This window comes from Bacillus cereus group sp. BfR-BA-01524 (genome assembly GCF_022662595.1).
GTDB classification, from domain to species: Bacteria; Bacillota; Bacilli; order Bacillales; family Bacillaceae_G; genus Bacillus_A; species Bacillus_A thuringiensis_S.
Map to the genome: position 1 here is coordinate 124,588 of NZ_JAKUDW010000001.1, position 17,156 is coordinate 141,743.

A 17,156-nucleotide genomic window follows, 5' to 3' on the forward strand; every position below is an offset into this window, starting at 1 on the left:
AGTAACGATGCGAGTGTAAGGAGAGGGGTATATGCAAAGGGAAGTTGTTTTAACGAAGGAAGAAGAAAGTTTACTACTAGATATTTTATTTCAGCAAAATTATGCAAGTGAAATTTTAGCTGTAGAACTTACAGATATTGAGAATGGTTTGAAACAGACAGATGTGATGCAATATAAAAAAATCACAAGGTTATTTTACAGATTAAAAAATAAAGGGTATTAAGCGCTACCGGAATGGTAGTCTTTTTTTTGTGCTGTATGCTAAAATAGCTGTGTGATTGTATTTTTATTGAAATAAATTTAGGACAAAATAATAATATGAAAACGCTGTCATAAAATGTGAATAGAGTTATGAACATAAGCAGGAAAAAGGGAAAATGGGGGATGTAATATGATTAGTATTCCGAAAGACGAATTTCAACAAATTCTTGTGAAGGATTTAATGATTTCATCGGAAAAAGTAGCTCATGTCCAAATTGGAAATGGTTTAGAACACGCTTTACTCGTTCTTGTGAAATCTGGATATTCGGCGATACCTGTCTTAGATCCAATGTATAAATTACATGGTTTGATTAGTACTGCCATGATATTAGATGGTATGTTAGGATTAGAGCGTATTGAGTTTGAAAGACTTGATGATATGAAAGTAGAGCAGGTGATGAAGGAAGATATACCTTTTCTTAAATTAGAAGATTCATTTGCAAAAGCTTTAGAAATGACAATTGATCATCCTTTTATTTGCGCTGTTAATGAAGAAGGCTATTTTGAGGGGATTTTAACACGTCGGGCTATTTTAAAATTGTTGAACAAGAAAGTAAGACAACATAATCGATAACGTGAGAAAAGTGACTTCATAGAAACGAAGAAGTCACTTTTTTTCGTGCATATCACTTGTGTATGTATTATATTTAAAAAGACATAAAACATAAGGAAAGTTTGCGCTAGAAAATTGTATTTTCTGAATGAAAGCTTATTGAAATAAGGTGTATGGAAGCTAAGGAAAGAGGGAGAAAGTTGCAAATTGATGATTTTCAAATGATGGTTGTGTTAGCTCAGGAATCAAATATGAGAAAAGCGGCGGAACGTTTATTTGTTTCCCAACCTGCGCTGAGTCAACGATTACAATCTATGGAGAAACAATGGGGAATGAAGTTTTTTATTCGCTCACAAAAAGGATTGACAATTACACCTGAAGGGGAAAAAGTTGCAAATTATGCCAAAGAAATGTTGCAAAAAGAAGAGGATATAAAAAGTGAGCTAGCTGTTTTTAGAACGGAAACTCATGGAACGTTAAAAATAGCTGTTGCATCAGTTATTGGTCAATATTGGCTCCCTCCTGTTTTGAAAAAGTTTGTGCATAAATATCCTTCTGTAAAGATATCGCTGTTTACTGGATGGAGTAGTGAGGTGCAAAAGCAGTTTTATGAAGGAGACGTTCATGTTGCTATACTGAGGGGAACACAAGAATATAAAGGTCAGAAGCAAAAATTATTTGAAGATGAACTGTATTTAGTTGATAAAGAAATAAAAGATATTTCGATGCTAAAAGAAACAAACAGACCGTTCATTCAATTTAAAAGTGACTCGACTTATTATGGACAAATACAAAATTGGTGGTATGGTTTATTTTCTAATCCGCCTAAGCGAACGATTGTAGTTGACCAAATTGAAACATGCAAACAACTTGTTTTAAATGGTATAGGTTATGCCCTTTTACCTTCTACTGTTTTAAAGGAAGTACAGGAAAATATGTATAAAACACCTGTTCAATTGACAAGAGAAACATGGTTGTTAACAAGTGACTCGGCAAGGCAGTTGAAGCAAGTACAAGCATTTTTAGAAATTATAGAAGAAATTCAAAGGGAAAAATAAGATTATTATCTTGCTACTCGCTCTTTCGTTTGGTAGAGTAACATTATAAATGGATTTAGGAGGCAACAAGAATGAAAATGATGGACGCTAACGAAATTATTTCGTTTATTCAAAAAAGTGAAAAGAAAACTCCTGTAAAGGTATACATAAAAGGGGATTTAAAAGAAGTAACATTCCCTGAAACAGTACAAGCATTTGTGAATAAAAAATCAGGTGTATTATTCGGAGAATGGTCTGAAATTAAGACAATTCTTGATGAGAATAATAAGCACATCGTTGACTACGTTGTAGAAAACGATCGTCGTAATTCTGCAATCCCAATGCTTGATTTAAAAGGTATTAAAGCTCGCATCGAGCCAGGTGCTATTATTCGTGACCATGTTGAAATTGGTGACAACGCTGTAATTATGATGAATGCAACAATTAACATTGGTGCTGTAATTGGTGAAGGTTCTATGATCGACATGAACGCAGTACTTGGTGGACGTGCAACGGTCGGTAAAAACTGTCACGTAGGTGCAGGTGCTGTACTTGCAGGTGTTATTGAGCCACCTTCTGCAAAACCAGTTATCGTTGAAGACGATGTAGTAATCGGTGCAAACGTAGTTGTTTTAGAGGGTGTTACAGTAGGTAAAGGTGCAGTTGTAGCAGCGGGAGCTGTTGTAACAGAAGATGTGCCTCCATACACAGTTGTTGCAGGTACTCCAGCACGTGTAATTAAAGAAATTGATGAGAAGACAAAAGCAAAAACAGAAATTAAACAAGAGCTTCGTCAATTAAACCCAGAGAAATAAAAAGCAAAAAAAGCGTAAGAGCGTAAATGGGCTCTTACGCTTTTTATAGATAGAGGTGCAAAAATGACAGTAAGCAAATTTGTCCAAATTCGTAGAGATCTACATAGAATTCCAGAAATTGGATTCAAGGAATGGGAAACACAACAGTATATTTTAGATTATATAGGAACACTTTCTCATGAATTTGTGGAAGTGAAGACATGGAAAACAGGTGTAATCGTTAAAGTAAATGGAAAAAATCCAGAAAAAATAATAGGTTATCGTGCAGATATAGACGGTTTACCAATTACAGAGGAAACTGGATATGAGTTTGCTTCTATTCACGAAGGAATGATGCATGCATGTGGCCATGATGTACATACAACAATCGGTTTAGGCCTTCTAACGAAAGCTGTGAACGAAAGAATAGATGATGACCTTGTATTTCTATTCCAGCCAGCAGAAGAAGGACCAGGCGGTGCTCTTCCTATGTTAGAAAGTGAAGAGTTAAAAGAATGGAAACCAAATATAATTCTTGGTCTTCATATTGCACCAGAATACGCTGTAGGGACAATTGCAACGAAAGAAGGACTGTTATTTGCCAATACTTCAGAATTATATATTGATTTAAAAGGGAAAGGTGGCCATGCTGCCTATCCGCATACTGCAAATGACATGATTGTTGCAGCGAGTCATCTTGTTACACAGCTTCAATCCGTTATTAGTCGCAATGTAAATCCCCTTGATAGTGCAGTAATTACAATCGGGAAAATTACAGGTGGTACGGTTCAAAATATTATTGCAGAAAAATCTCGTTTAGAAGGAACGATTCGAACATTATCAGTGGAATCAATGAAGCGTGTGAAAAGCAGAATTGAGGCAATTGTTGCAGGTATCGAAGCTTCTTTCCAGTGCGAGGCGATTATAGATTACGGAGCAATGTATCATCAAGTATATAACCATGAAGAGTTAACGAGAGAGTTTATGCAATTTGTACATAAACAAACAGATATGAATGTTATTACATGTACTGAGGCAATGACAGGTGAAGATTTTGGTTATATGCTTCGAGAAATCCCTGGATTTATGTTTTGGCTTGGAGTAAATTCAGAATATGGTTTACATCATGCGAAATTAAAACCAGACGAAGAAGTGATTGAAAAGGCAATTACATTTTTAAGTCAATATGTAAAGTGGAAAGGGAATAGAAAATAAAACTCCCGCTTTCTTGAAGGTTCCAAAAAACTTTTTGTTCTGAGGTGTAAGTAACGCTCGTATAGATTGATTTTAGACATTTACATACAAATAAGAATAAAGTTAATTGGACTGTTTTAATAATGAGCAGGGGGGTTAGCCACTGCTCATTATTAATTATTTGACTAACTTATATATGTTTACTTTTAATATGAAAAGTGTGTAAAATCAATGTGAAACATAGAAAAAAGGGTGGGGAATTACGTGCAAATTAGCAGTGCGATTTTATGTTTCGTCTTATATGCGTATGTTATTATTGCGGCGGTTTATTTTGGGATAAGTTTTTATGCCTATCGTCTAGTAGATAATAATGAATATGACGAAACATACAAATGGGTGAAGAGATATTTATCACCTGTACTAGAAATTATGAATGGGTTTGTGCTCTTTTTATTTATTGGATTAATTGCTTTCTCAACGAGTTTAGTAGGGAATAAAACTACGTTATTTGTATTGGGTATCATTATTTTTATGTTGTTAGGAATAAGGATTGGTAATACGGTCTTTTGGAATGAAAGAAAAGTAGATGGTTGGACGGGAATGTTAATTCCGTGTATGTTAGCTGCAATCGTGACAAATATAGAACATGAATATTATCAATTACATTTTTGGCTCATTATCGTTTTAACAATTCTTTCTGTATTGTATATAAGCACAGTAGTACTAACATATATTGCACATGAAAAAGGAGATGTTAAAGGCACTCGTTTCTTTAGAGGACGGGCATTATTTTGGAGTGTGCCGACGATGGCAGTTATCGCGCTTATTGCGATATTGGTAAATGGATATCAATTTTCTAATTGGCAACTATTTTTAGAAAATTGGTGGATTTTTATCTTTTCGTTTATTGCTTTTTTAGGTGCCACGCATTATTTATTCCATCAACATCATTACATATGGGCGTTGTTATTTGCATTCATACAGCTTCTATTTGCCTTTTTTGGTCAAGAAACATTATTATTCGTTTTTGAAACATTTAGTTCGTTTGGAAATATATTTGTATTTGCTATGTTACTTGTTGGTATCGCTTTTTACTTGCAACAATATTTTTATATACAAAAACAAAAATAAGAGCTAATTACAGTTTTTGTGACGCATATAAAGTGTGTTACACTGAAAATAAATAGTACTTGAAGTTATTGGAGGAATTCCTGTGGGTGAGAAAGAAAAAGAGTTTGCTGTCATTGGACTTGGTCGCTTTGGTGGAAGTATTTGCCGAGAACTAGCTCAATTAGGTATGGAAGTAATGGCAATCGATTCAGATGAGGATAAAATTAATGAATTTGCAAATATAGCTTCGCATGCTGTAATTGCAGATTCAACAGATGAGATGGTATTAAAAAGCCTTGGTATTCGAAATTTTGATCACGTAGTCGTTGCTATTGGAGATAATTTAAATTCAAGTATTTTAACGACTTTGATTTTAAAAGAGTTGGGTGTAAAAAATATTACTGTAAAAGCTCAAAATGATTATCATGAAAAAGTGTTAAGTAAAATAGGTGCAGATCATATTGTGCATCCAGAGCGTGATATGGGAAAAAGGATTGCCAATAATATTGCATCAAGCAATGTGTTAGACTACCTTGAGCTTTCAGATGAGCATAGTATTGTAGAGATTATTGCGAATAAAAAAATTGATGGGCACTCTTTAATTGAATTAGATATTCGTGCGAAGTTTGGATTGAATATTGTAGCAATTAAACGAGGTAAAGAAGTTATCGTATCCCCTCGGGCTACGGAGAATATTCAAGCAGGAGATATATTAATTGTCATTGGTCATGACGATGAAGTGGATCGATTTAAACATTTTTTAAGATAAGAGAAAAGGACAATGCCTTCATGGCATTGTCCTTTTTCTTATATTTCCATAATGATTGGTAAAATCATTGGACGGCGTTTCGTTTTCTCATATAGGAATGGAGCTAATGTGTCTGTAATTTCATTTTTAATTTCAGACCATTGTGTTGTTTTACGCTCCATTACTTTTTCTAAATGAGTTGTAATTAATGTTTGTGCATCATTGATTAAATCGCTGCTTTCACGCATATAAACGAAACCGCGTGAGATGATATCTGGTCCTGCTGCAACTTTAAATTCTTTCATATCAATGCTTACAACTACAATTACAAGTCCTTCTTCAGAAAGGATACGACGATCTCGTAATACGATATTGCCGATATCTCCAATACCGTTTCCATCAATGTAGACCGAACCAGATGGGATTTTTCCAGCTACGCTAGCTTCATCCGAACGTAAAGCAAGAACATCGCCATTATCCATAATGAAGCAATTTTCTTCAGGGATACCACAATCATTTGCTATGTTCATGTGCATACGCTGCATACGATATTCACCATGAATTGGCATGAAGTACTTTGGTTTAATTAGACGTAACATTAACTTTTGTTCTTCTTGTCCACCGTGTCCACTTGTATGGATATTTGAAAGTTTCCCGTGAATTACATCAGCACCAGCGCGGTACAACATGTTAATTGTACGACTTACGCTAATTGTATTTCCTGGAATTGGTGAAGAAGAGAAAACAACTGTATCTCCAGGAATAATTTGAATTTGGCGGTGTGTACCGTTTGCAATACGTGAAAGTGCTGCCATCGGTTCACCTTGACTACCTGTACATAAAATAACAACTTTATTAGCTGGTAAGCGGTTTAGTTGAGATGCATCTATGAATGTATCTTTCGGGCAACGAATATAACCAAGGTTTTGTCCGATTTCAATTGCTGCTTCCATACTTCGACCAAACACAGCTACTTTACGGTTGTTTTCAACAGCAGCTTCAATAACTTGTTGTAAGCGATGAATATTCGATGCAAAGGTTGCGAATATAATCCGTCCGTCTACTTTACGGAAAATGTCTTGAATGCTATCACCAACGCGACGCTCAGACATAGTAAAGTTTGGAACTTCACTGTTCGTACTATCAGATAATAGACATAGCACGCCATCTTTACCGATTTCAGCCATTTTTGTTAAATCAGCTGGTTCACCAACTGGTGTGAAATCAAATTTGAAATCACCTGTATGAACAACTTGACCTTGAGGTGTTTTCACAACAACGCCGTACGAATCTGGAATACTGTGAGTTGTACGGAAGAAGGATACAGACGTTTTTTTGAATTTAATAACGTCATCTTCTTGAATTTCGTAAAGTTTTGCTTTACGAAGTAAGCCGTGTTCTTCTAATTTATTTTTGATGAGTGCAATTGCTAATTTTCCGCCGTAAATCGGGATGTTCACTTGACGTAATAGGTAAGGGATTCCGCCGATATGATCTTCGTGACCATGTGTAATGAATAAACCTTTAATTTTATCTTCGTTTCGCACAAAATAAGTGTAGTCTGGTATTACATAATCGATTCCGAGAAGTTCGTCCTCTGGAAATTTAATTCCAGCATCAATTATAATAATTTCATCTTGAAATTGAACAGCGTATGTATTTTTACCGATTTCACCAAGCCCACCGAGAGCAAATACAGCAACTTGGTCGTTTTTTAGAAATTTCATATCGCTATACGATTTCCGCTAATGTTAAATCAGCGTTTTCTTTTTCATATTCAAGATGAGCACCAGTAACAGACTGAACGAACTCGATATTATATGCGAACTTATTTAATTTCTTACGAACATCCTTTTCAGACGTAGCCTCTAAATATAAAACTTTTGTATTTTCACGTACTGGAACCTCAGTTAATTTTTCTTGATAAAATACTTTAAAAATCATTTGGAAAACCTCTCCTTGTCTATGTTTTGCATTATCTGTTACTTATTATAAAGCAAACAGTCACGATTTTCATGTTTTTTCGAATGAGAATGAAGAAAAAGCCCGAAATGGGCACAATTTAAGCGATTGTCTTTTTACGGACCAGACCGTTTAAATAACGCTTGAGCTTTTTCTTCAGCTTCTTCAGCATGATTACTCCTTCCTTTCCTTATTTTAAACATGCATATTACTAGTGAAAATTCTATCTCTGATATAAGAGATAGGACAAAAGTGAATGGTGAGTCTTGTCCTATCCCATACAGTGAAAGTTATTCTATAGTAACGATTGGTAGCCGTTAGTTATAGGTATAGTATGAGGAAGAATGGAAAAGAAAATTCATCCGAACAAGTATCCACATGTTTTACTAATATATATATGCAAAGTTTGTAAATAAGGTCAGAAAGGGAACGCTTTCTTCACAGATGTTTAATATGTTATACTTTTTTTTAGAATTTGAAAAGTGATATTCAAAATAGGAATATAGAGTGCCAGAAAGGATTTTGACAAATGAATGATAAAATTGTCTTTTTTGATATTGATGGAACATTATTAGATCATGATAAAAAAATTCCGCAATCTACACGAGATGCAGTAAAACAGTTACAAGAAAAAGGCGTACATGTAGCAATTGCGACAGGGCGCGCGCCATTTATGTTCGAAGATATTCGCAAGGAACTTGATATACATAATTATGTTAGTTTTAATGGACAATATGTTGTCTTTGAAGATGAGGTAATATTTAATAATCCGTTACATCCAGATGCTTTACATAAGTTTACTCAGTTTGCAAAACAAGAAGGATATCCACTTGTATATCTTGACCATCAAGATATGAGAGCATCAGTGGAATATCATGATTATGTGAAAGAAGGCTTTGGAAGCTTAAACTTTGATCATCCAGCATATGAGCCTAATTTTTATGAGGAACGTAATATTTATCAAACACTACTTTTTTGTGAAGTAAATGAAGAGGAAAAGTTTATTAATCATTATCCAGATTTTCATTTTATTCGTTGGCATGCATATTCAATGGATATCATTCCGAATGGTGGTTCTAAGGCAAAAGGAATTGAGAAATATATTGAAAAGTTAGGTTTTAATCGTGATCAAGTGTATGCATTTGGAGATGGCTTAAATGATTTAGAAATGATCGAAGCGGTTGGCACAGGTATTGTGATGGGAAATGGCCATGAAGACTTGAAAAAACTTGCAAATCATGTGACAAAGGATGTTAGTGAAGACGGTATATATCATGGACTAAAGTGGGCTGGATTGCTATAAGTGAATATGGAACCCATTTCATAATAAAAAGGCGGAAGATTAACTTCCGCCTTTTTATCCCGCATTAATGTGCAGTAAGACCCCCACCTCGAAATTCAGCGAAAGCAAAGAAGTTAGGTGGGGGATCAACTGTCCGTAAAAGCCCGATTGGTTCAACTAATAATCATTGGGGATGAACACCCCCCCGCTGATTAAAGTTTCACTTTATCATTATCGCTCTAGAGGTTTGGAATCATCAGGAGCGGCAAAAGGATTTTCTTTATTGATATGGTCATAGAACATAACGCCATTTAAATGGTCAATCTCGTGTTGGAATACGATTGCTGGTAAACCTTTTAAACGTAATTTTACTTCTTCTCCGTTAATAGAAGTTGCTTTTACTGTAATTCTTGTATAACGAGGAACATAACCAGGTACTTCGCGGTCTACAGATAGACAGCCTTCACCACCCTGTAAATATGTACGTTCAACAGAATGGCTAATGATTTTTGGATTGAATAATGCATGGCTATATAATGTACCGTCCGCATCGGTTACATGAACTGCAATCATTTTTTTTGAAACACCGATTTGCGGAGCCGCTAATCCGATTCCAGGGCGTAAACTATATTTTTCAGCCATTTCAGGATCTTGGCTATTTATTACAAATTCAATCATTTCTTTTAAGGTAGTTGTATCTTCTTCGCTTGCCGGTAATGACACCTCTTCTGCAACGTTGCGCAAAATAGGATCTCCTTCGCGAATAACATCTTTCATTGTAAGCATATGTAATCTCTCCTTTCCTCTTTAGTCTACCAAAGGAGATGGAAAAAGTCATCGGCAAGAAAGGGAAGGCATTTTGGAAATCGTTCTATTATAGAGTAGTTATGTATGTGATAAACAAAAAAAGACGGCAAAGCCGTCTTTTTCTTTCCATAGTTGTTTCGTTTTACATTAGCGAATGCAAGCAGCACCAACGATAATTAAAAGAATAAACAACACAACGATTAAGGCGAAGCCGCGTCCAGACCCGCCACAAGAACCGCCATAACCGTAGGAAGGATATGAACAAGTTGGATAGCAATATGAGTATCCGTACATGAGATGACCTCCTTTATCATTTCCCGCTAATACTGCGGTTACTATAATGTATGGAAGAGAGGGGAGGAATGTATAGGTATTTACCTAAAAAAGGAAGAGTAGTTTGTATATTTTTGTTACGAAGAGAGAAAAACTAAAGAGAATTAAATCGTTTACATATTATTCTAAGAGAAAAAATAAGTGAAAAAGGGAATAATATAACAGTAGGTCAATGCTTACTAATACAGATGTAAAAAATAAAAACACGTTTGTGTAGTAGAAACCTGCATATTATTTATAAAAAAACGTATTCAAAGTAATTGACATCGTAATTAGAATAGTTGTAAACTAAAAAACGTGATCAAGATTGTATTAATATGTTTCTGAAAAAACATTAGTACAGATTGTTAGGTACACAAAATTATTCTCAACCGACAGACAAACATGTTGGTTTACATCGTTGCGCTTTTTAAACTGGAAAATAGCCAGTGAAAGCGTTTCAGAATATGGTTCAAGAGAGGAAGAGGTGAACGGAATGGGTACTAAAACAAAAAAGACCCTATTTAATGTTGATGAGCAAATGAAAGCTATCGCAGCTCAATTTGAAACATTACAAATTTTAAATGAAAACGGTGAAGTTGTGAATGAAGCAGCTATGCCTGAATTATCGGATGATCAATTAAAAGAATTAATGCGTCGTATGGTGTATACTCGCGTATTAGATCAACGTTCTATTTCTTTAAACCGTCAAGGACGTTTAGGTTTCTACGCACCTACAGCTGGACAAGAAGCTTCTCAATTAGCGAGTCATTTCGCACTTGAAGCAGAAGACTTCATCTTACCAGGATACCGTGATGTACCACAATTAGTATGGCACGGATTACCATTATACCAAGCATTCTTATTCTCTCGTGGACACTTTATGGGTAACCAAATGCCTGAGAATGTAAATGCATTAGCTCCACAAATCATTATCGGTGCGCAAATCATCCAAACTGCTGGTGTTGCGTTAGGTATGAAACTACGTGGTAAAAAATCTGTTGCAATTACTTACACTGGTGACGGTGGTGCTTCACAAGGTGACTTCTACGAAGGTATGAACTTTGCAGGTGCATTCAAAGCTCCAGCAATCTTCGTTGTTCAAAACAACCGTTATGCAATTTCTACTCCAGTAGAAAAGCAATCTGCAGCTAAAACTGTAGCACAAAAAGCAGTAGCAGCAGGTATTTACGGAATTCAAGTAGACGGTATGGATCCATTAGCTGTATACGCAGCAACTGCTTTCGCTCGTGAGCGCGCAGTAAATGGCGAAGGTCCTACTTTAATCGAGACTTTAACATTCCGTTACGGTCCACATACAATGGCTGGTGATGACCCAACTCGTTACCGTACAAAAGATATCGAAAACGAATGGGAACAAAAAGACCCAATCGTACGCTTCCGTAAGTTCTTAGAAGCTAAAGGCCTATGGTCTCAAGAAGTTGAAGAGACAGTAATCGAAGAAGCAAAAGAAGATATCAAACAAGCAATTGCTAAGGCTGACCAAGCTCCAAAACAAAAAGTAACTGATTTAATGGAAATCATGTACGAAAAAATGCCTTACAACTTAGCTGAACAATATGAAATCTACAAAGAAAAGGAGTCGAAGTAAGCCATGGCTCAAATGACAATGATTCAAGCAATCACTGATGCTTTACGCGTTGAAATGAAAAATGATCCTAACGTACTTGTATTTGGTGAAGACGTTGGTGTAAACGGCGGTGTATTCCGTGCTACTGAAGGTTTACAAGCTGAATTTGGTGAAGATCGTGTAATGGATACTCCACTTGCAGAGTCTGGTATTGGTGGACTTGCAGTTGGTCTTGCACTTGAAGGATTCCGTCCAGTTCCAGAAATCCAATTCTTCGGTTTCGTTTTTGAAGTAATGGATTCAATTTCTGGTCAATTGGCTCGTATGCGTTACCGTTCTGGTGGACGTTGGACTGCTCCAGTAACAGTTCGTTCTCCATTCGGTGGTGGTGTTCATACTCCTGAACTACATGCTGATAGCTTAGAAGGATTAGTGGCTCAACAACCTGGTCTAAAAGTTGTTATTCCATCTACTCCATACGATGCTAAAGGTCTTTTAATCTCTGCGATTCGTGACAACGATCCAGTTATCTACTTAGAGCATATGAAATTGTACCGTTCATTCCGTCAAGATGTACCAGAAGGCGAATACACAATTGATTTAGGTAAAGCTGATATCAAACGTGAAGGTACAGATGTATCTGTTATCGCTTACGGTGCTATGGTTCACGCTGCATTAAAAGCTGCTGAAGAACTTGAAAAAGAAGGTATCTCTTTAGAGGTTGTTGACTTACGTACAGTTCAACCATTAGATATCGAAACAATCATCGCTTCTGTTGAAAAAACAGGTCGCGTAGTTGTAGTTCAAGAAGCTCAAAAACAAGCTGGTATTGCAGCTAACGTTGTAGCGGAAATTAACGACCGTGCAATCTTAAACTTAGAAGCTCCAGTTGTACGTGTTGCAGCTGCTGATACAGTATTCCCATTCTCTCAAGCAGAGAGCGTATGGTTACCAAACCACAAGGATATTGTTGAAGCTGTAAACAAAGTAATGAACTTCTAATTTTTAGTTTTTCATGTGCAAAAGAAATCAGCACATGCTGGTTTCTTTTGCACATATTCCATAATAATGAAATGAATCAGGGGGCTGAATTCCGTGGCATTTGAATTTAAACTACCAGATATCGGTGAAGGTATCCACGAAGGTGAAATCGTAAAATGGTTTATTAAACCAGGCGATGAAGTAAATGAAGACGATGTACTTCTTGAAGTACAAAATGATAAAGCAGTAGTAGAAATCCCTTCTCCTGTTAAAGGTAAAGTACTTGAAGTACTTGTAGAAGAAGGAACAGTTGCAATCGTAGGAGATACATTAATTAAATTTGATGCTCCTGGATACGAAAACCTTAAATTTAAAGGTGACGATCATGATGAAGCTCCAAAAGCTGAAGAAGCAGCAGTAGAAGCTCCAGCAGCGGAAGCTACTCCAGCAGCAACTGCAGAAGTAGTAAATGAGCGCGTAATCGCTATGCCATCTGTTCGTAAATACGCTCGTGAAAAAGGTGTAGACATTCATAAAGTAGCTGGTACTGGTAAGAATGGCCGTATCGTAAAAGCTGACATCGATGCATTTGCAAATGGTGGACAAACTGTAGCAGCAACTGAGGCTCCAGCAGCAGTAGAAGCTACTCCAGCAGCAGCGAAAGAAGAAGCACCAAAAGCACAACCAATTCCAGCTGGTGAATATCCAGAAACTCGTGAGAAAATGAGTGGTATCCGTAAAGCGATTGCGAAAGCAATGGTTAACTCTAAGCATACAGCTCCTCACGTAACATTAATGGATGAAGTTGATGTAACTGAGCTTGTTGCTCACCGTAAGAAGTTCAAAGCAGTAGCAGCTGACAAAGGTATTAAATTAACTTACCTTCCATACGTTGTTAAAGCTTTAACATCTGCATTACGTGAATACCCAATGTTAAACACTTCTTTAGACGATGCATCTCAAGAAGTAGTTCATAAGCATTACTTCAACATCGGTATCGCAGCTGATACAGACAAAGGTCTATTAGTACCAGTTGTTAAAGATACAGATCGCAAGTCTATCTTCACTATTTCTAACGAGATCAATGATCTTGCTGGTAAAGCACGTGAAGGTCGTCTAGCTCCAACTGAAATGAAAGGTGCTTCTTGCACAATTACAAACATTGGTTCTGCAGGTGGACAATGGTTCACTCCAGTTATCAATCACCCAGAAGTAGCAATCCTTGGTATCGGCCGTATCGCTGAAAAACCAGTTGTGAAAAATGGTGAGATCGTTGCAGCTCCAGTATTAGCATTATCTCTAAGCTTTGACCATCGTTTAATTGACGGCGCAACTGCTCAAAAAGCGTTAAACCAAATTAAACGTCTATTGAATGACCCACAATTATTAGTAATGGAGGCGTAATAACAATGGTAGTAGGAGATTTCCCAATTGAATTAGATACAGTCGTTGTTGGTGCAGGTCCTGGTGGATACGTTGCGGCAATTCGTGCAGCACAATTAGGTCAAAAGGTAGCAATCATTGAAAAAGCTAACCTTGGTGGCGTATGCTTAAACGTTGGATGTATTCCTTCAAAAGCGTTAATCAATGCAGGTCATCGTTATGAGAATGCAATGCATTCTGATGACATGGGTATCACTGCAGAGAACGTAAAAGTTGACTTTACAAAAGTTCAAGAATGGAAAAACGGCGTAGTTAAGAAATTAACTGGCGGTGTTGAAGGCCTTCTTAAAGGTAACAAAGTTGAAATCATTCGCGGTGAAGCTTACTTCGTAGATGCTAATACATTACGCGTTATGACTGAAGATGCAGCTCAAACTTATACGTTTAAAAATGCTGTTCTTGCAACTGGTTCTACACCAATCGAAATTCCAGGATTCAAATACTCTAAACGTGTTATCAACTCTACAGGTGCTTTAAGCTTACCTGAAATTCCTAAAAAACTTGTTGTAATCGGCGGCGGTTACATCGGTATGGAATTAGGTACTGCATATGCTAACTTCGGTACAGAAGTTACTGTAGTAGAAGCTGGCGACGAAATCTTAGCTGGTTTCGAAAAAGCTATGAGCTCTGTTGTTAAACGTGCTCTACAGAAAAAAGGTAACGTAAATATCCATACAAAAGCTATGGCTAAAGGCGTTGAAGAAACAGAAACTGGCGTAAAAGTTAGCTTTGAAGTTAAAGGTGAAATCCAAACTGTAGAAGCAGATTACGTATTAGTAACTGTAGGTCGTCGTCCAAACACTCAAGAAATCGGTCTTGAGCAAGTTGGAGTTAAAATGACTGACCGCGGCATCATCGAAATCGATGAGCAATGTCGTACAAATGTACCAAACATCTATGCAATCGGTGATATCGTTCCTGGACCACCATTAGCTCACAAAGCTTCTTACGAAGGTAAAGTAGCTGTAGAAGCAATTAGTGGCCATGCATCAGCTATCGATTACATCGGAATTCCTGCAGTGTGCTTCACTGATCCAGAATTAGCATCTGTTGGTTACACTAAAAAACAAGCTGAAGAAGCTGGAATGACTGTAACTGTATCTAAGTTCCCATTCGCTGCTAACGGTCGTGCATTATCATTAAACAGCACTGACGGTTTCCTACAACTTGTAACACGTAAAGAAGATGGTCTTCTTGTAGGTGCTCAAGTTGCAGGTGCAGGTGCTTCTGATATTATCTCTGAAATTGGTTTAGCTATCGAAGCTGGAATGACAGCTGAAGATATCGCTCAAACAATCCATGCTCACCCAACATTAGGTGAAATCACAATGGAAGCAGCTGAAGTTGCTCTTGGAATGCCAATTCACATTGTAAAATAATTTAAGTAATGTAAATAGCCCCTCTCTTATTATAAGAGAGGGGCTATTTTTATTTTCATCAAATGACTTGCAAGGTCTTTAAACGTACTTGTCGAATGAATATATAATACTTTAACAAATGATTTAGGCGTAACTTACTTCAAAGGTAATATATATCATCCTATAATATGTAATTGATTCAAACTTAACCCCATATATTAATAAAATAGAGCATGTCAAAGGAGAAGGTTCCATGAAAATATTACATGTTATATTTTATCATTTACTACTATGGAGTGGCTTTTCCACTGTATTAACATTATCGAATGGTGATAAGTTTCATTATAAAGTTATTCTTTTTTTCGTGTTCCTGTATTTAGCCTATGTAATAGCATATTTTGTATTACACGTAAGAAAGCAAGCGTTATTTCTTACATGTTCGAATTGTATACTATTTTTAATCGTATTATTTATTTTTTAAATTAACGTTTATAAAAATACATTGTTCTTCCATTAAATAATTGTAACTCTCCTTCTAATTTCTTCGCTAAAAAACGGCAAAATTCATTTGCTTTCCCTTTGTCACCATATGTTGCATTAGGTGGTAAAGAAACTTGGATGAAAGATTGTTCATTTTCTATACCAACACCAATATAAATTGAGTCATACCGATCGTGATTGGATTGAAGTTTTAATGTTGTTGTAGATGTATCTAAAATTTCATAAGGAAAAGCGGTATTTGTATACGTGAAATTAATTTGGGCACCAGTTTTAGAAGTAACTGTTTTATAATAATGAAAAAGTTGTTTTATATCATCTATTGAAACAGATTGTTGATTGGATTTAGGTACAAGCGTAATAAAGGCGTGTTGCATATAAGTTCCCCCTAACTTAGTAGAATACTATTATTCTACATCCTACTGAATTTTTTGACAATTAAAAGGAGTATTACATGTTTTGTTTAATATACTAGTAATGAAACGTGATGTAGAAAGGTGGAAACCAATGTTTGAAAAATTGTATGATGAGCATGAAAGTGTGAAGGTACGATTTTTAGGATTTATGACACATGATACACGTTATGATTTTGGTGTTATTTATACAAATATGTTTTTTGGAAAACCGCTCATTGTTTGTATGCAAACAGGAAGGTCTACTTTACTCGGACGAGATGATGTAGAGAATATTCAATATATACAGGAGATTTTTAAATTAGGATCAGAAGAGGAAGCGAAGGAGTTAGCTCAGTTTTTCAAATTTCTAGTTCCGTCAACTTCTTTACATGCGGAATATGAAGAATAATTAATGTGAAACAGTCGTACTTATAAATATGGCTGTTTTTTATTTGAATATCGCATACTAATTAAAATTTAAAATATTTAATGTGTTATACTAAAAACCTATTGACGCAAAAAGTATAACATATTAAAATAAAGACAGAAAGTTAAGCGGTTACAAAAAAGTTTTTGGGATTATAAACTTAGGGGGAAATGAAAAATGGGAACAATCGTATGTCAAGATTGTGAAGGTACAATTGCACACTTCGAAGATGAGAAAGTAACGGTACTTTACGGGAAATGTGGATCTTGCGGATGTGATCACACAGAGCATACAAAAGCCCAATAATTGATAGGAAATGGACAGCTAAAAGTTTTTAGGACCATAAACTTAGGGGGAAATGAAAAATGGGAACAATCGTATGCCAAGTATGTGAAGGAACAAT

20 protein-coding genes are annotated in these 17,156 nt (G+C 36.0%); 15 read left to right on the forward strand and 5 right to left on the reverse strand.

The window, feature by feature from the left end; all coding sequences use genetic code 11:
* Positions 1 to 31 precede the first annotated feature (31 nt).
* From abbA to MR170_RS00745, 7 genes are all read left to right on the forward strand, one after another.
* A complete protein-coding gene (gene abbA, locus MR170_RS00715) occupies positions 32 to 223 on the forward strand; it encodes an antirepressor AbbA (protein ID WP_001188692.1) in 192 nt (63 codons plus the stop codon).
* 168 nt (positions 224 to 391) lie between these two features.
* The gene (gene cbpB / locus MR170_RS00720; protein ID WP_000623573.1) at positions 392 to 835 is read left to right on the forward strand and encodes a cyclic-di-AMP-binding protein CbpB; all 444 of its coding nucleotides are present in this window, start codon (positions 392 to 394) and stop codon (positions 833 to 835) included.
* 152 nt (positions 836 to 987) lie between these two features.
* Positions 988 to 1,872 (forward strand): LysR family transcriptional regulator, encoded by an 885-nt coding sequence (locus tag MR170_RS00725; protein ID WP_003261853.1) that lies wholly within the window; start codon positions 988 to 990, stop codon positions 1,870 to 1,872.
* Positions 1,873 to 1,943: 71 nt separating this feature from the next.
* Positions 1,944 to 2,666, forward strand: coding sequence for a 2,3,4,5-tetrahydropyridine-2,6-dicarboxylate N-acetyltransferase (gene dapD / locus MR170_RS00730; RefSeq protein WP_000783241.1), 723 nt, complete (start codon positions 1,944 to 1,946; stop codon positions 2,664 to 2,666).
* A gap of 63 nt (positions 2,667 to 2,729) precedes the next feature.
* Entirely contained in the window at positions 2,730 to 3,860 is a 1,131-nt protein-coding gene (locus tag MR170_RS00735) for an N-acetyldiaminopimelate deacetylase (RefSeq protein ID WP_242306770.1), read from the forward strand.
* A 243-nt stretch (positions 3,861 to 4,103) separates the two neighbouring features.
* Complete coding sequence (locus MR170_RS00740) at positions 4,104 to 4,970, forward strand: hypothetical protein (RefSeq protein WP_001167320.1); 867 nt, start codon at positions 4,104 to 4,106, stop codon at positions 4,968 to 4,970.
* An 82-nt stretch (positions 4,971 to 5,052) separates the two neighbouring features.
* Entirely contained in the window at positions 5,053 to 5,718 is a 666-nt protein-coding gene (locus tag MR170_RS00745) for a potassium channel family protein (RefSeq protein WP_000504032.1), read from the forward strand.
* Between the two features lie 38 nt (positions 5,719 to 5,756).
* Here MR170_RS00745 and rnjA read toward each other — a convergent pair whose 3' ends face one another.
* A complete protein-coding gene (rnjA, locus tag MR170_RS00750; protein WP_000670375.1) occupies positions 5,757 to 7,424 on the reverse strand; it encodes a ribonuclease J1 in 1,668 nt (555 codons plus the stop codon).
* A gap of 4 nt (positions 7,425 to 7,428) precedes the next feature.
* Positions 7,429 to 7,641, reverse strand: a complete 213-nt coding sequence (locus MR170_RS00755; RefSeq protein ID WP_016080445.1) for a DNA-dependent RNA polymerase subunit epsilon — start codon at positions 7,639 to 7,641, stop codon at positions 7,429 to 7,431.
* 547 nt (positions 7,642 to 8,188) lie between these two features.
* On the opposite strand from MR170_RS00755, the gene MR170_RS00760 reads away from it, so the two are divergent.
* A complete protein-coding gene (locus MR170_RS00760) occupies positions 8,189 to 8,962 on the forward strand; it encodes a Cof-type HAD-IIB family hydrolase (protein WP_242306772.1) in 774 nt (257 codons plus the stop codon).
* A 210-nt stretch (positions 8,963 to 9,172) separates the two neighbouring features.
* Here MR170_RS00760 and def read toward each other — a convergent pair whose 3' ends face one another.
* Positions 9,173 to 9,727, reverse strand: a complete 555-nt coding sequence (gene def, locus MR170_RS00765) for a peptide deformylase (RefSeq protein WP_000957048.1) — start codon at positions 9,725 to 9,727, stop codon at positions 9,173 to 9,175.
* Between the two features lie 168 nt (positions 9,728 to 9,895).
* A complete protein-coding gene (locus MR170_RS00770; protein WP_000274562.1) occupies positions 9,896 to 10,042 on the reverse strand; it encodes a YjcZ family sporulation protein in 147 nt (48 codons plus the stop codon).
* 514 nt (positions 10,043 to 10,556) lie between these two features.
* Here MR170_RS00770 and pdhA point away from each other — a divergent pair.
* The 5 genes from pdhA (at position 10,557) to MR170_RS00795 (ending at position 15,914) form a co-directional block, all read left to right on the forward strand.
* A complete protein-coding gene (pdhA, locus tag MR170_RS00775; protein WP_000536895.1) occupies positions 10,557 to 11,672 on the forward strand; it encodes a pyruvate dehydrogenase E1 component subunit alpha in 1,116 nt (371 codons plus the stop codon).
* A 3-nt stretch (positions 11,673 to 11,675) separates the two neighbouring features.
* On the forward strand, positions 11,676 to 12,653 hold the full coding sequence (pdhB, locus tag MR170_RS00780; RefSeq protein ID WP_000068163.1) for a pyruvate dehydrogenase complex E1 component subunit beta: 978 nt from the start codon (positions 11,676 to 11,678) through the stop codon (positions 12,651 to 12,653).
* 93 nt (positions 12,654 to 12,746) lie between these two features.
* Positions 12,747 to 14,036 (forward strand): pyruvate dehydrogenase complex dihydrolipoyllysine-residue acetyltransferase, encoded by a 1,290-nt coding sequence (gene pdhC / locus MR170_RS00785; protein ID WP_000863420.1) that lies wholly within the window; start codon positions 12,747 to 12,749, stop codon positions 14,034 to 14,036.
* A gap of 5 nt (positions 14,037 to 14,041) precedes the next feature.
* On the forward strand, positions 14,042 to 15,454 hold the full coding sequence (lpdA, locus tag MR170_RS00790) for a dihydrolipoyl dehydrogenase (RefSeq protein WP_000260104.1): 1,413 nt from the start codon (positions 14,042 to 14,044) through the stop codon (positions 15,452 to 15,454).
* Positions 15,455 to 15,686: 232 nt separating this feature from the next.
* Positions 15,687 to 15,914, forward strand: coding sequence for a hypothetical protein (locus MR170_RS00795; RefSeq protein ID WP_000697470.1), 228 nt, complete (start codon positions 15,687 to 15,689; stop codon positions 15,912 to 15,914).
* Between the two features lies 1 nt (position 15,915).
* Here MR170_RS00795 and MR170_RS00800 read toward each other — a convergent pair whose 3' ends face one another.
* Positions 15,916 to 16,308, reverse strand: coding sequence for a DUF1885 family protein (locus tag MR170_RS00800; RefSeq protein WP_029443150.1), 393 nt, complete (start codon positions 16,306 to 16,308; stop codon positions 15,916 to 15,918).
* 130 nt (positions 16,309 to 16,438) lie between these two features.
* Here MR170_RS00800 and MR170_RS00805 point away from each other — a divergent pair, with 130 nt between their 5' ends.
* Together MR170_RS00805 and MR170_RS00810 are read left to right on the forward strand one after the other, a co-directional pair.
* A complete protein-coding gene (locus MR170_RS00805) occupies positions 16,439 to 16,735 on the forward strand; it encodes a DUF3055 domain-containing protein (RefSeq protein WP_033683945.1) in 297 nt (98 codons plus the stop codon).
* 195 nt (positions 16,736 to 16,930) lie between these two features.
* Positions 16,931 to 17,059 carry a GapA-binding peptide SR1P gene (locus MR170_RS00810; RefSeq protein WP_000536778.1) on the forward strand — a complete coding sequence of 43 codons (129 nt, stop codon included), beginning with the start codon at positions 16,931 to 16,933 and terminating at the stop codon, positions 17,057 to 17,059.
* Positions 17,060 to 17,156 lie beyond the last annotated feature (97 nt).